Origin of the sequence: Alishewanella agri BL06 (genome assembly GCF_000272005.1) — a bacterium.
In the GTDB taxonomy this organism is placed as follows: Bacteria; Pseudomonadota; Gammaproteobacteria; order Enterobacterales; family Alteromonadaceae; genus Alishewanella; species Alishewanella agri.
On sequence record NZ_AKKU01000011.1, the window covers coordinates 121,992 to 136,491 of the forward strand.

At 51.6% G+C, this 14,500-nt stretch carries 14 protein-coding genes; 8 read left to right on the forward strand and 6 right to left on the reverse strand.

The features are described from left to right. Positions 1 to 474: 474 nt before the first annotated feature. The 5 genes from ruvB to aspS form a co-directional block, all read right to left on the reverse strand. Complete coding sequence (ruvB, locus tag AGRI_RS05120; protein WP_008983931.1) at positions 475 to 1,485, reverse strand: Holliday junction branch migration DNA helicase RuvB; 1,011 nt, start codon at positions 1,483 to 1,485, stop codon at positions 475 to 477. Positions 1,486 to 1,488: 3 nt separating this feature from the next. Beyond that, on the reverse strand, positions 1,489 to 2,109 hold the full coding sequence (ruvA, locus tag AGRI_RS05125; RefSeq protein WP_008983932.1) for a Holliday junction branch migration protein RuvA: 621 nt from the start codon (positions 2,107 to 2,109) through the stop codon (positions 1,489 to 1,491). Between the two features lie 9 nt (positions 2,110 to 2,118). Then, positions 2,119 to 2,643 carry a crossover junction endodeoxyribonuclease RuvC gene (ruvC, locus tag AGRI_RS05130; protein WP_008951678.1) on the reverse strand — a complete coding sequence of 175 codons (525 nt, stop codon included), beginning with the start codon at positions 2,641 to 2,643 and terminating at the stop codon, positions 2,119 to 2,121. A 2-nt stretch (positions 2,644 to 2,645) separates the two neighbouring features. Then, on the reverse strand, positions 2,646 to 3,389 hold the full coding sequence (locus AGRI_RS05135; protein WP_008983933.1) for a YebC/PmpR family DNA-binding transcriptional regulator: 744 nt from the start codon (positions 3,387 to 3,389) through the stop codon (positions 2,646 to 2,648). Between the two features lie 90 nt (positions 3,390 to 3,479). Next, a complete protein-coding gene (aspS, locus tag AGRI_RS05140) occupies positions 3,480 to 5,255 on the reverse strand; it encodes an aspartate--tRNA ligase (RefSeq protein ID WP_008983934.1) in 1,776 nt (591 codons plus the stop codon). 251 nt (positions 5,256 to 5,506) lie between these two features. Here aspS and cmoA point away from each other — a divergent pair, with 251 nt between their 5' ends. From cmoA to AGRI_RS05175, 7 genes are all read left to right on the forward strand, one after another. After that, positions 5,507 to 6,235: a carboxy-S-adenosyl-L-methionine synthase CmoA gene (gene cmoA / locus AGRI_RS05145; protein WP_008983935.1), complete on the forward strand. Its 729-nt coding sequence runs from the start codon at positions 5,507 to 5,509 to the stop codon at positions 6,233 to 6,235. After that, a complete protein-coding gene (gene cmoB / locus AGRI_RS05150; protein WP_193353426.1) occupies positions 6,232 to 7,203 on the forward strand; it encodes a tRNA 5-methoxyuridine(34)/uridine 5-oxyacetic acid(34) synthase CmoB in 972 nt (323 codons plus the stop codon). Before cmoA ends, cmoB begins: the two co-directional genes overlap by 4 nt. Before the next feature lie 35 nt (positions 7,204 to 7,238). Next, entirely contained in the window at positions 7,239 to 8,126 is an 888-nt protein-coding gene (locus AGRI_RS05155) for a LysR family transcriptional regulator (RefSeq protein WP_008983937.1), read from the forward strand. 12 nt (positions 8,127 to 8,138) lie between these two features. Then, positions 8,139 to 8,546, forward strand: coding sequence for a hypothetical protein (locus AGRI_RS05160; protein WP_008983938.1), 408 nt, complete (start codon positions 8,139 to 8,141; stop codon positions 8,544 to 8,546). A 74-nt stretch (positions 8,547 to 8,620) separates the two neighbouring features. After that, complete coding sequence (gene purM, locus AGRI_RS05165; protein ID WP_008983939.1) at positions 8,621 to 9,664, forward strand: phosphoribosylformylglycinamidine cyclo-ligase; 1,044 nt, start codon at positions 8,621 to 8,623, stop codon at positions 9,662 to 9,664. Between the two features lie 9 nt (positions 9,665 to 9,673). Then, entirely contained in the window at positions 9,674 to 10,336 is a 663-nt protein-coding gene (gene purN, locus AGRI_RS05170) for a phosphoribosylglycinamide formyltransferase (protein WP_008983940.1), read from the forward strand. Beyond that, a complete protein-coding gene (locus tag AGRI_RS05175) occupies positions 10,317 to 11,090 on the forward strand; it encodes a DUF3108 domain-containing protein (protein ID WP_008983941.1) in 774 nt (257 codons plus the stop codon). Before purN ends, AGRI_RS05175 begins: the two co-directional genes overlap by 20 nt. Here the strand turns inward: AGRI_RS05175 and AGRI_RS05180 are convergent. Further along, positions 11,058 to 11,828, reverse strand: coding sequence for a class II glutamine amidotransferase (locus tag AGRI_RS05180; protein WP_008983942.1), 771 nt, complete (start codon positions 11,826 to 11,828; stop codon positions 11,058 to 11,060). The genes AGRI_RS05175 and AGRI_RS05180 overlap by 33 nt on opposite strands. A gap of 182 nt (positions 11,829 to 12,010) precedes the next feature. Here AGRI_RS05180 and fadE point away from each other — a divergent pair, with 182 nt between their 5' ends. Next, positions 12,011 to 14,497, forward strand: coding sequence for an acyl-CoA dehydrogenase FadE (gene fadE, locus AGRI_RS05185; protein ID WP_008983943.1), 2,487 nt, complete (start codon positions 12,011 to 12,013; stop codon positions 14,495 to 14,497). Positions 14,498 to 14,500 lie beyond the last annotated feature (3 nt).

Genomic DNA, 14,500 nt, shown 5'->3' on the forward strand with positions numbered 1-14,500 from the left:
AATTTCAGGGCTTGCAGCCATTGACCCGATAGCCAGGCTGAAGTTCCGTTGTACCGTCAATATTTCAGGGACAGCAGATACCTTTCACTGCAAAAAAGTAATCTGGCGTCTATCTTCTGTCCTTTAGCTGAACCCCAGATGAACATTGCAACTAAAAGGCTGTTTTATTATCACAGCGAGAACACTCAACACCTTTATTTGTGATATGGCATTAGTTTTTCTTATAACAAAGCGCCAGTTTTTCTCGTTTGAAGTAATTACTCCAAATCTTTAAGATACGCAGGTGTTCTGAGCTAGCGCAAAGACAATCAGAAAGTTGGTAGCGAGTTTTGGTTGTTTAGACAGTTCACTTAACAATGAGACTTTGTGAGAGAGGTTTTGTTGTTTGCTCCAAACATGTTCCCTGGATTTATTGAAGCACTCCTTCAACTTGTTGCTTGCCCGCTCATTGAGCGGGCTTTTTTTTAACTCGACTTATTTCGATTCAGGCAAATCAAAGCCCAGATGACGATAGGCTCTTGCTGTGGCGATGCGGCCACGCGGTGTGCGCTGAATAAAACCCTGCTGAATCAAAAACGGTTCTATCACATCTTCAATGGTTTCTTTCTCTTCCCCGATGGCTGCGGCCAGGTTATCCAGCCCCACAGGCCCGCCCATAAAGCTGTCAATAATGGCCGTTAACAGCTTACGGTCCATATAATCAAAGCCCTCGGCATCAACATCAACCATTTTTAACGCGGCTGAGGCAACCTCGATAGACACGATACCATTGGATTTTACCTGCGCATAATCGCGCACCCGCCGCAGCAGTCGGTTCGCAATACGCGGTGTGCCGCGGGAGCGGCGGGCAATTTCGGTCGCCCCTGCCACGTCCAGCTGCATATTCAGATAATGGGCCGAGCGCTGAATAATCTGGCTCAGTTCCTCAACCTTATAGAATTCCAGCCGCTGCACTATGCCAAAGCGGTCGCGCAGGGGTGAGGTTAAGGCACCGGCACGAGTAGTGGCTCCCACCAGCGTAAAAGGCGGCAGATCGAGTTTGATTGAGCGGGCGGCAGGCCCTTCGCCAATCATAATGTCCAGCTGGTAGTCTTCCATCGCCGGATACAGGATTTCCTCTACTACTGGGCTTAAGCGATGGATCTCATCAATAAAGAGCACATCATTCTGCTCCAGATTGGTTAACAGCGCGGCGAGATCTCCGGCTTTTTCCAGCACCGGGCCAGAGGTAGTTTTAATATTGACACCCATTTCGTTAGCGACAATCATCGCCAGCGTGGTTTTACCCAGACCCGGCGGGCCGAAAATCAGTAAGTGATCCAGTGGATCGCCCCGGCCGCGGGCAGCTTCGATAAAGATCGCCATTTGTTCGCGCACATGCTGCTGACCGGTATAATCTGCCAGACTTTTTGGCCGTATCGCACGGTCAATCACTTCTTCTTCTTTTAATATTCCCGGCTGCAGCAGGCGATCGGCTTCAATCATGGCTTAAATCATACTCTTTAAGGCTGCCTTGATTAGCTGCTCGCAGCTAATCCCAGGCGTCAAATACTGTTTTACCGCTTTCGCGGCCTGTGCCTGACTATACCCCAAGGCCAGCAAAGCGCCAATCGCATCCTGCTCAGCGGTGGCTGGCGGCGCGAAAATGGCTTCATCATCACTGAGCAGTAGCTTATCGGTTACCGGCGTTTGTGGTGTCACACCCCAATCCTTTAGGCGGTCGCGCATTTCAATTACCAGCCGCTCGGCCGTCTTTTTACCGACCCCAGGAAGCTTAATTAAGGTGCTGATATCGTCAAACTGCACACAACGCACAAAATGTTGCGCGGTCATGCCGGATAAAATAGTCAGCGCCAGCTTGGGGCCGACGCCATTGGCTTTAATCAACTGGCGAAATAAACTGCGCTCGGTCGGATTGCTAAAACCATAGAGTAGCTGCGCATCTTCACGCACCACAAAGTGGGTATAGAGGATAGCGGTTTTGCCCACTTCCGGTAATTCATAAAAGCTGGTCAGTGGCAGCTGCACTTCATAACCCACACCACCGACATCAATAAGCAAGTCCGGGGGTTGTTTTTCCAGAATAGTGCCTTGTAAACGACCAATCATCAGCTTTCCTTATTTACGTAAACGACCGCGTACCGTTTTACTGGCCTGCCCGGCTAAACTGACCAGGCTCTGCTGGGTATGACCATGACACAGCGCTACTGCCAGTGCATCAGCAGCATCAGCTTGCGGGTTGGCCGGTAGCTTTAACAGATAACGCACCATATGCTGTACCTGCGCTTTATCGGCCGCGCCCGTGCCAACCACGGCTTGTTTCACCTGGCGGGCAGAATACTCAAACACCGACAACCCGGCATGGCAGGCGGCGACGATGGCCGCCCCCCGTGCCTGCCCCAGCTTTAACGCCGAGTCAGCATTACGCGCCATAAAGACCTGCTCAATCGCAAACACAGTGGGCTGAGTTTGGGCAATAATCTCACTTACGCCATTAAAAATGCGGATCAACCGCTCCGGCAGCTCATCGGTACCGGTACGGATACAGCCGCTGGCGACATAACTAAAGTTACCGCCAAGCTGCTTAATCACGCCATAACCGGTCAGCCGGCTGCCGGGGTCAATACCCAGAATAATGGCCAAGCTTACTCCAGAGTTGCCATAATGTCGTCGCTAATGTCGGCATTATGGTAAACGTTTTGCACATCGTCAGAGTCTTCCAGCGCGTCGAGCATTTTAATAAACCTGGCCGCGGTCTCGGCATCCAGTTCAGCGCGGGTATCCGGTAACAGGGTGATTTCTGCTGATTCGGCAGTAAAGCCAGCTGCCGCTAACGCATCTTTGACGGCACTGAAGGCCTCCGGGCTGGTCAGCACTTCCTGACTGCCATCATCATGGCTTTGGACATCATCGGCACCGGCATCCAACGCTAATTCCAGCAGCTGGTCTTCATCAATGCCCGGCGCAAACAACAACACGCCCTTGCGTTGAAACATATAGGCGACTGAACCGCTGGTACCCAGGTTACCGCCGTATTTGGTAAAGGCATGCCGCACATCCGCCACAGTGCGCTTATTATTGTCGGTCATGGTTTCAACGATAACCGCGACCCCACCCGGCCCATAGCCTTCGTAGACCAGCTCTTCGTATTGCTCACCGTCTTGCATCCCGGCACCGCGCTTAATGGCGCGTTCAATGGTATCGCGGGTCATATTTTCACTTAAGGCTTTGTCGACAGCCAAACGTAAGCGTGGATTAGCGGCAACATCGGGGCTAATGCGGGCTGCGGTGGTCAGCTCGCGGATCATCTTGGTCCAGATTTTGTTTTTCTTCGCATCCTGGCGGGCCTTACGATGCTTCATATTGGCCCATTTACTGTGTCCAGCCATCGGTGCTCCTGTGCTTGTAAAAACTGCGGGGTAAAGACGCAGTGGGCAAGGCCCACTGCACAAGCTTAGCGATTGTTTCGCTACTTAGACTCAGGCTTTGACCGCCACCTGAATACCCAGTTCGGCTAGCTGGGCTGGATTAGCGGCACCCGGTGCGTCCGTGAGCGGACAGGCTGCAGTAGCGGTTTTCGGGAACGCCATCACATCACGGATTGAGGTCGCGCCGGTCATCAACATCACCAGGCGATCCAGGCCAAAGGCCAAACCGGCATGCGGCGGCGCGCCGTATTTTAAGGCTTCGAGCAGGAAACCGAATTTCTCGGCCGCTTCTTCATCGCTAATGCCCAATAAGGTAAAGACCTTGGCCTGCACTTCAGCGGTGTGGATCCGCACTGAGCCACCACCTAATTCAGTGCCGTTTAATACCATGTCATAGGCATTGGATAACAGCTCACCAAGCTTGAGCTCGTTATTCGGGGTATTCAGGAAATGCGCCGTGTCCAGTGGCGAGGTAAACGGATGGTGTACTGCCGAGTAGCTGCCATCATCGTTTTCTTCAAACATCGGGAAGTCTACCACCCATAACGGTTTCCAACCCGGTACCGTCAGTTTTAAGTCTTCGCCCAGCTTTAAGCGCAGTGCCCCCATGGCTTCGCAGACAACCTTGTAACTATCGGCACCAAAGAAAATTAAATCGCCATTTTGAGCGCCGGTGCGGGCCAGAATTTCGGTAATGATCTCTGCGCTTAAGAACTTAGCTACCGGTGACTGGATACCTTCAGCGCCTGCTGCCAGATCGTTAACTTTCAACCAGGCTAACCCCTTGGCGCCATAGATGCCAACAAAGCTGGTGTAGTTATCGATATCTTTGCGGGAGATTTTCTCGGCAGCGCCTGGCACTTTCAATGCCACAACGCGGCCTTTTGGATCATTGGCCGGGCCAGAGAAGACTTTAAATTCAACGTCTTTTAATAAGTCAGCCACATCGACAAACTGCATCGGGTTGCGTAAATCCGGCTTGTCGGAACCGTATAAGCGCATCGCTTCCCAATACGGCATCCGTGGGAAATCGCCTAAATCGACATTCAGCAGGCTCTGGAACATCTCACGTACCATCTGCTCGGTCACCGCCATCACTTCCGGCGCCGTCATAAAGGAGGTTTCGATATCGATCTGGGTAAATTCCGGCTGGCGATCGGCGCGTAAGTCTTCATCACGGAAGCATTTCACGATCTGGTAGTAGCGATCCAGACCTGACATCATCAACAGTTGCTTAAACAGCTGTGGTGATTGTGGCAACGCAAAGAACTGGCCTTTGTGCGTGCGGCTGGGTACCAGATAATCGCGCGCGCCCTCTGGCGTGGCCTTGGTCAGGATCGGCGTTTCGACATCTAAAAAGCCCTGGCTGTCCATAAAATTGCGCACAAAGCTGGTGACCTTGGCGCGGAATTTCAGCCGGTCGCTCATCAGCGGCCGGCGTAAATCCAGGTAGCGGTATTTCAGGCGCTGCTCTTCACTGTTTTCGTGGTTAAAGTCCAGCGGCAGCGGCGCGGCTTTATTCAGAATAGTCAGCTCACTGGCATAAACTTCTACCGCACCGGTGGCCATCTCCTGGTTTACCTGCGAGGCCGGGCGCGCCCGCACCTGGCCTTTTATCTGAATGCAGTATTCATTACGCACGGTATAGGCAACATCGAACAAATCTTTTAAATCCGGGTCACAAACGACCTGCACCAGACCTTCACGGTCACGCAAGTCAATAAAAATCAGACCACCCAGATCCCGCCGCCGGTTGACCCAACCACTTAAGGTGACGTCTTGCCCAACTTCTGTTGCCGTTAACTTACCGCAATAATGGCTACGCATTAACCTTTCCTTTCATTCAAGCTGAAGTGCTACACCTGTCATCTGGCGACAACCACGGTTTTTGTCTGCGCGGCTGTCGAAATTGATAGTGTATCTATTTAATGGGCGCTAATTATAGCGAAATGCGCTTTAATGTCACTGCCCGCTTTGGAAAAGCATTAAAGCCCCGCGACTGTAAAGATTAACTGCAGAAAAGTACCCGCCTTTGCGTTAAAATGCCGCCCATATCGTGCCCTTATTGAGAAATTAAGATGCAAAAAGATCAGGTATATGCCGATCCGCTGGCCCATATTGCCGATTTTCGCTTTGACGCGGCCGTGGCCGAAGTATTCCCGGATATGATTCAGCGCTCGGTACCCGGCTATCAGACTATTATTCAGACCATTGGTAAGCTTACCGCCCGCTTTCAACAGCCGGACAGTCATTATTATGATCTCGGTTGCTCACTGGGCGCCGGTACGCTAGCGATGCGCCGCAATATTAGTGCCGCTAATAGCAGGATCATTGGTGTCGATAACAGTGCAGCCATGGTCGAGCGTTGTCAGCTGCACTTACAGGCATTTCGCTCTGAGGTGCCGGTGGAGATCCTGCTGGCCGATATCCGTGATGTGGCGATTGAACATGCCGCCGTGGTCGTGGTGAACTTTACACTGCAGTTTTTAGCGCCTGAGGATCGTAGTGCGCTGATTAATAAAATTTATCAGGGCTTAAAACCAGGTGGCCTGCTGATCCTGTCCGAGAAATTTATTAACGACGACAGCCTGACCAATGAGCTGCTGATTGACCTGCACCACGACTTTAAACGCGCCAATGGCTACAGTGAACTGGAAATCAGCCAAAAGCGTACCGCACTGGAAAATGTGATGCGTCCGGATAGCCTGCAAACCCACCGTAGCAGACTGCAGCAAGCAGGTTTTAACACGCAAACACTATGGTTTCAGTGTTTTAACTTCTGCTCAATGCTGGCAATTAAGGAATAAGCATGCTGGATTTTTCTCCCTTTTATGCCGCCCTGGCGCAAAACCAGTTAAGCGCCTGGCTGGAAACCTTACCGGCCCAACTGGCCAACTGGCGCAAAGAAGCGCTACATGGTGACTTTGCCAGCTGGCAAAAGGTGTTGCAGCATTTGCCCGTGACCAGGCCCTCGGTCGTTGAGCTAAAGCAGGAGGTGAAATTCGGTACCGCCGCTGATATCAGCACTGGCGAAGCCGAACGCATTCGCTATTTATTACAACAGTTAAAACCCTGGCGCAAAGGCCCCTTCTCAATTCACGGCATTGACATTGATACCGAGTGGCGCTCGGATTGGAAATGGCAGCGCGTATTACCGCATATCAGTGATTTAACTAACCGCACCGTGCTTGATGTCGGCTGTGGCAGCGGCTATCACTTATGGCGGATGCGCGGTGCCGGCGCCCGTTTTGTAGTCGGTATCGACCCGTCGCAACTGTTTTATGCGCAGTTTCAAGCCATTAAACACTTTAATCCGGATCCGGCGGTGAATTTAATCCCGATTGGTATCGACGAGATGCCGGCCTTAAAGCAGTTCGATACGGTGTTTTCGATGGGGGTGTTATACCATCGCCGCTCACCGCTGGATTTTTTACAGCAATTAAAGCAACAACTGCGGCCGGGCGGCGAGCTGGTGTTGGAAACTTTAGTCGTCGAAGGCGACGAGCAGACGGTGTTAGTGCCGGGTGAGCGCTATGCCAAGATGCGTAATGTCTGGTTTATTCCCAGTACCGCCGCCTTATGCCATTGGTTAACCCGGCTTGGCTTTAAAGATGCACGGGTGGTTGATTTAAATACCACCAGCCTGGAGGAACAGCGCGCCACGGCCTGGATGGAAAATGAAAGTCTGATTGATTTTCTCGATCCGAATGATCATAGTAAGACCATTGAAGGTTATCCGGCACCGATACGTGCCGTTGTGATTGCCGGCGTTTAACGCCGGCATAGCTGCAGCAGGAGCGCACCAGCACTATGCCCTACCGTCCCAAGTCAACGCTGGAACAATGGCGAATTTTACAGGCCGTGGTCGATGCCGGCGGTTATGCCCAGGCGGCGGATCTGTTAAACAAAAGCCAGTCGTCGTTAAACCATGCCGTCGCCAAACTACAATCGCAATTAGGCGTCGAGCTACTGGAAGTCATTGGCCGCAAAGCGCAGCTTACCCCAGCTGGCGAGGTGATGCTGCGCCGCTCACGCATTCTGACCCAGCAAATTGAAGATTTAGAGCTGTTAGCCGATAACCTTGATAAAGGCTGGGAGCCAGAAATTCGTATCGCTACTGAACTGGCCTATCCGAAACCCTTTTTATACCAGGCGCTGCAGGCCTTTTACCCAATTAGTCGTGGCAGCCGGGTGCAAATTATTGATACGGTACTCACTGGCACCAGCGAGATTATTACCCAGAAAAAAGCGGATCTGGTGATTACCGGCGTAGTACCCAAAGGCTATTTAAGTGAACCGCTGTATGTGACCCGCTTTATTCCGGTGGTCGGTTGCCAGCATCCGCTCGCCAGTATAGATAGCCTGGATCAAAATGAGCTAAGCCAACAGCTGCAAATTGTGATCCGCGATACCGCCGTCAAGCCGCAGGAGCATATGGGCTGGCTTAAAGCCGAACAACGCTGGACAGTGAATAATTTTCACGAAGCAGTCGATATCTTACAGCTTGGCTTAGGATTTTGCTGGTTACCCGACTTTGTGGTGAATCCACAGTTGGAAACAGGTCAACTTTGCCGTTTACCGCTAAAACAAAGTACCGAACGCCTGGTGCCGATGAGTTTGCTGGCACCACAAGAAGAAACCTTAGGGCCGGGTAGCCGGCAATTACGGCAGTTGCTACTGGCCGCACATCAAAAATAACAAGGACCTTTTATGCAAGCGCAGGAACTGAACGCCCTGATGCAACAATCGGCAGTTGATGCCGTCAACTTTGCGGCTGAGCAATATCAATTAACGCTGGATGGCAGTCTGGAAAGTCTGCATCAGGTTGATACGTTGCTGGCCAAGTTGTATCAGGATCAACAGGCAAAACCGCACTCCAGTGAAATGCTGTTTACGCTGTGTAATATTATTGGTGCCTATGTTGGGGAAGTTTTTATCCAACACGTCGGTGGCCAGTGGCAAAATAATACGCAAGATCACAGCGCGCCGTACCTGGCGGTAGGCTTTGGCGATAAAGAATTTCCATTTGCATCAGTGTGTTACCACAAGATTGTTAATGATAACAGCATCAGCCTGCAAGATTACCTGCGCCAGGCACGTGAGAACGCCACACAGTAAGGCTTTTGTCGGCGCCGTTAAAAAGGTAAAATGGCGCCCTCTTTAGCCAACCCCCAAGCCATTCGAGGAAAGCCGTGAGCGAGCAGAAAACATCTTTAAGCTATAAAGACGCCGGAGTAGACATAGACGCAGGTAATGCGCTGGTTGATCGGATTAAAGGCGCGGTAAAGCGCACCACCCGTCCGGAAGTCATCGGTGGCCTTGGTGGTTTTGGCGCGCTATGCCAAATCCCTGCCGGTTATAAAGAGCCGGTACTGGTGTCAGGTACTGACGGTGTCGGCACCAAATTGCGCTTAGCGATGGATTTAAAGCGCCATGATGGTGTGGGTATCGATTTGGTTGCGATGTGTGTGAACGATCTGGTAGTACAGGGTGCAGAACCGCTGTTTTTCCTCGATTATTACGCTACCGGTAAATTAGATGTCGATACGGCGTCGCGGGTCGTTGCCGGTATTGCGGAAGGCTGTGTGCAGTCGGGTTGCGCCTTGGTTGGCGGTGAAACCGCTGAAATGCCAGGCATGTATCATGGTGATGATTACGATATCGCCGGTTTCTGCGTTGGTGTGGTGGAAAAAGCCGATATTATCGATGGCTCCAAAGTCCAACCCGGTGACCAGTTGATTGCTCTGGCCTCTTCTGGTCCACACTCCAATGGTTTTTCACTGATCCGCAAGGTACTGGAAGTGTCAGGTCAATCTCCTGAGACCTTACTGGACGGTAAGTCGATTGCCGACCACCTACTGGAACCGACCCGTATCTATGTGAAAAACCTGCTGGCACTGTTTAAAACCACACCGGTACATGCGCTGTGTCATATCACCGGCGGTGGTTTCTGGGAAAATATTCCACGGGTACTACCGGCTGATACCAAAGCGGTGATTAATGGCAAAAGCTGGCAGTGGCCGGCGATTTTTGACTGGTTACAGCAACAGGGTAATATCAGCCGCCATGAAATGTACCGTACCTTTAACTGTGGTGTCGGTATGATCGTAGTGGTCCCTGCCGCTGAGTTAGATCAGGCGCTGGCGAAGCTGCAACATGCTGGCGAAACCGCCTGGCATCTGGGTGAAATTCAGGCCGCTGCGGCCGGCGAGCAACTGGTTATTATCAACGAGTAAGAAGGCAGCATGAAATCTATCGTCGTGCTGATCTCAGGCAGTGGCAGCAATTTACAGGCCCTGCTTGATAGCTGTGCTACGGGCTTTATCCCCGGTAAGATTACCGGGGTGATCTCGAACAAGGCAAACGCCTTTGGCTTAAAACGGGCAGAAGCCGCAGGTGTCGCGACTGCGGTCCTCAGCCACAAAGGCTTCGACAGTCGGGAAGATTATGATCAGGCGCTGATTGCGGCGATTGAGCAGTTTAAACCCGATTTAATTGTGCTGGCCGGTTTTATGCGCATCCTGACTGCAGAGTTTGTGCAACATTTTTCCGGTAAATTATTGAACATTCACCCTTCTTTGCTACCTAAGTATCAGGGATTGGCGACACATCAGCGGGCGATTGACGCCGGTGATACCGAACATGGCTGCAGTGTGCACTTTGTCACTGAACAGCTGGATGGCGGGCCGGTAATTTTGCAAGCCAAGGTGCCAATTTTCCCAGGCGACGATGCTTCAGTTGTGGCAGAGCGGGTGCATGAACAAGAACACCAAATTTATCCGTTGGTGGTGCGTTGGTTCTGTCAGGGCCGTTTACAACAACAGGTAAATGAGGCATGGTTAGACGGTAACTTACTTCCAGCACAAGGTTATGCCCAGGATGAGGATGATGTCGAGGTGGCGCCGTAACGCAGCCGTTTTGTTTACCACCTTTCTAATCAGCACTGCAGTCTCAAGCACTGCAGTTGCTGAATCTACAATAGAAAGCCCTGCTTTTAGTACTTTTAATGCCGAATATCTGATTTACCGTGGCGGTAAAAGTCATGGTAAAGCCAAACGCTATCTACACCAGCAAGCAGACCACTATGAAATGGGTTACAGCAGCGATATTAGCTGGCTGGTGTTTAGTGATAAACGCAGTGAAACCTCAACCTTTATCGTGCAGGATGCGCAGATCCGACCGCTGCATTACCTGATGAAACGCAGTGGTACCGGTAGTAACCGCCATTATGAATGGCGTTTAGACTGGCAACAGCAACAGGTCCTTACCGGTAAGAAAGCAGCCGTAAAAGCCATACCCTGGCAGGATAACTGGTTAGATCCGCTCAGTTATCATCAGCAGCTGGTTAATGATCTGAAAGCGGGTAAAACCGAATTCAGCTATGACGTACTCAATCGTGATGGCAATAGCCGTACCTATCACTACCGGGTAGAACTGGAAGAACCGCTGGCGCTGCCCTACGGCAATGTGCGGGCAATCCGTATTGCCAGAGTGGAAGAGAACAGCGAGAAACAAGTGTTGGCCTGGGTCGCGCCTGAGCTGGACTATATGTTAGTGCGACTGTGGCGCGGTGAAGACAACGTGGAACAGTTCGATGTCCAGCTGCATAAATTAGAGTGGTTACAGCGCTCAGAGCACGAGCGGCTCACCGAAACGGAATAACTGCGCCTCGCCTGGCCGCATCTTATGCCACTGCTCGTTATTGGTCAGTGGCTCAGTGGCAATGATGGTGACCACATCCTTGGGGGTGGTTTCCCGGCTAAAATCAATATCGACATCCACATCCGACAGCCGTGCCACACCAAAGGGCGCGCGTCGGGTGATCCAGTGCAACTTGGTAGTACAAAATGCCAGCACATACTCACCGTCACTCAGCAGCATATTAAATACCCCCAATTGTTGCAGCTTGGGTAATAATCCGGCGATAAAGCGCATTGCCGCTTTGGGTCCCGGGCTTGTGCCGGGATAACGTTTTACTAACTCACTGAATAAGTAACAAAAGGCGCGCTCACTATCCGTGGTTCCGACAGGCTGAAAGCGCTCAACCGCTAACTGGCGGAAATCTTTTAACTGACCATTGTGAGCATAGGTCCAGTAACGGCCCCATAGCTCGCGGGTAAAAGGATGGGTGTTTTCCAGTCCCACCCGGCCGCTGTTAGCCTGCCGCACATGGGCAATCACGGCAGTACTTTTAATCGGATAATCAGAAACCAGGCGGGCAATTTCCGACTGATAGCTCGGTAATGCATCCTTAAAGGTACAAACGCCCTTCCCCTCGTAAAACGCCACGCCCCAGCCGTCTTTATGCGGGCCAGTTCGGCCACCGCGCTCTTTTAGTCCTTTAAAGCTAAAACAAATATCGGTTGGCACATTGGCTGACATCCCCAGTAATTCACACAAGTGCCACACTCCCATTCCGGCAAAACAACAGTCTGGTTGCTATGCTAGAACGTACAAACAGTGTCTGCAACTTTTGTTGACAGTTATAGCTGGTGTGCTGCGGCACGAAGTGCTTGCAACTTGGCGCAAAGCATTCTAAGCTAAGACTTTAGTGGTCAGACCTCTTATCACAGGAGTTTACAATGAGTGTGTTTCTGTTTTGTATGGCATTGCTGGTTGCGACAGGCGTACTCGCCTATCACCGCGCCAGCCTGACATTATTTACCGCGGTACTTGGCGCTATTCTGTTAGTAGGTACCTTTAGTGGTGTGGCCGGCTTTTTTGCCTGGTTGGTATTTTTAGTTATCGCGCTGCCGCTGAATATCGCCTCGGTACGCCAGCAGCATCTGACTAAGCCGCTGTTAAAGCTGTACCGCAAAATTATGCCGGAAATGTCCAGCACCGAAAAAGAAGCTATTGATGCCGGCACTACCTGGTGGGAAGGGGATCTGTTCCGCGGCAATCCGGATTGGCAAAAAATGCATAACTTCCCGCAACCACGCTTAAGCGCTGAAGAGCAGGCGTTTTTAGACGGCCCGGTAGAAGAAGTGCTGGCCATGTTTGATGATTGGCATGCGACTCATGAGCGGGCCGATCTGTCACCGGAAGTCTATCAGTATCTGAAAGACAAAGGCTTCTTTGCCATGATCATCAAGAAAGAATACGGTGGTCTGGAATTCTCTGCCTTTGCCCAGTCTTGCGTACTGCAAAAGCTGACCAGTAAGAGCATGATGTTATCCAGTATCGTCGGTGTACCTAACTCCTTAGGCCCGGGCGAACTGTTGCAGCATTATGGTACGGATGAACAAAAAGCTTATTATTTACCGCGTCTGGCGAAGGGTATCGATGTGCCTTGCTTCGCTCTGACCAGCCCGGAAGCCGGCTCAGACGCCGGTGCCATTCCGGATTTTGGTGTGGTCTGTAAAGGTCAGTGGAATGGTGAGGAAATCCTCGGCATGCGCCTGACCTGGAATAAGCGCTATATCACACTGGCGCCGATCGCCACTGTACTGGGCCTGGCTTTCAAACTGCAAGATCCGGACAAACTGCTGGGCGATAAAGAAGATCTGGGCATTACCTGTGCGCTGATCCCTGCTAATACCCCAGGTGTCAAAATTGGCCGCCGTCACTTCCCGCTGAATGTACCATTCCAGAATGGTCCAACGCAGGGTACTGAGGTCTTTGTGCCACTGGATTATATTATCGGTGGTCCGAAGATGGCTGGCCAGGGCTGGCGGATGCTGGTGGAATGTTTATCAGTGGGCCGGGCTATTACGCTGCCATCGAACAGTACTGGTGGTATCAAGGCTGTGGCGCTGGCGACCGGTGCCTATGCCCGTATTCGTCGTCAGTTCAAATTACCTGTTGGTAAGATGGAAGGCGTAGAAGAAGTGATGGCGCGGATTGGCGGTTATGCCTACATGGCCGACGCGTCAACAGCAATGTCAGTGAGTTCAATTGACCTCGGCGAAAAGCCGTCTGTGATCTCAGCCATTACCAAATACCATATGACCGAACGCATGCGTCAGGCCATTATTGACGCGATGGACGTGCATGGTGGTAAAGGGATCTGTATGGGTCCGAACAACTACCTGGCCCGTGGTTATCAGGGCGCACCGGTAGCCATTACCGTAGAGGGTGCCAATATCCTGACCCGCAATATGATTATTTACGGTCAGGGCGCGATCCGTTGCCATCCTTTTGTACTGGCTGAATTGCAGGCAGCCCAACTGACGGACGAAGGCGCAGCGGTCACGGCTTTTGACAAGGCACTGTTTGGCCATATCGGCTTTGCAATCAGTAATTTCTTCCGCACCTTCTGGTTATCGTTAACCGGCGGCGCCTTCAGTCACGCCCCTTACAACGATGATACCGCCCGCTACTACAAGCAAATGAACCGCTTTAGCGCAGCACTTGCACTGATGTCTGATGTGGCCATGGGCACCCTGGGTGGTGATTTAAAACGTCGTGAACGGATTTCAGCGCGCCTGGGTGATATTCTGAGTATGCTGTATATCACTTCGTCCGTGTTAAAACGTTATCAGGACGAAGGCCGGCAGGTGCAGGATTTACCGCTGGTGCAGTGGGCCTGTGAAGATAACCTGTTCCGTGCGCAGCTGGCGTTAACAGAGCTGTTCGATAACTTCCCGAACCGCGTTGTCGGTGTCGTGTTAAAGCGTATTGTGTTCCCGTTTGGCCGTACCCTGCGCAAACCGTCCGACCAACTGGATCATCAGGTATCACGTATTATGATGACACCATGCGAAGCGCGTAACCGCTTAGGTAAACACCTGTATCTGAAAGTTGAACCACTTAATCAGTTAGGCCGTGTTGAGCAGGCGCTGCTGGATGTGTTGGCCGCTGAGCCTCTGTTCGATAAAGTCAGCAAAGCCTCGGGCAAACGCCTGCCGTTCTTCCGCCTGCATGAAGTGGCGGATGAAGGTCTGAAGCTGGGTGTGATTAACCAACAGGAAGCCCAAATACTGCGCACAGCTGAAGAAAGCCGTTTATTTGTGATTAATGTTGATGATTTTGAGCCAGAGTATCTGGCTGCGGATAAATCATTAAAACAGCAGGCTAATGGCGCCGAGGCGCTAAATGCAGCCGAGAAAAAATCAAAGGCGGCTTAATAA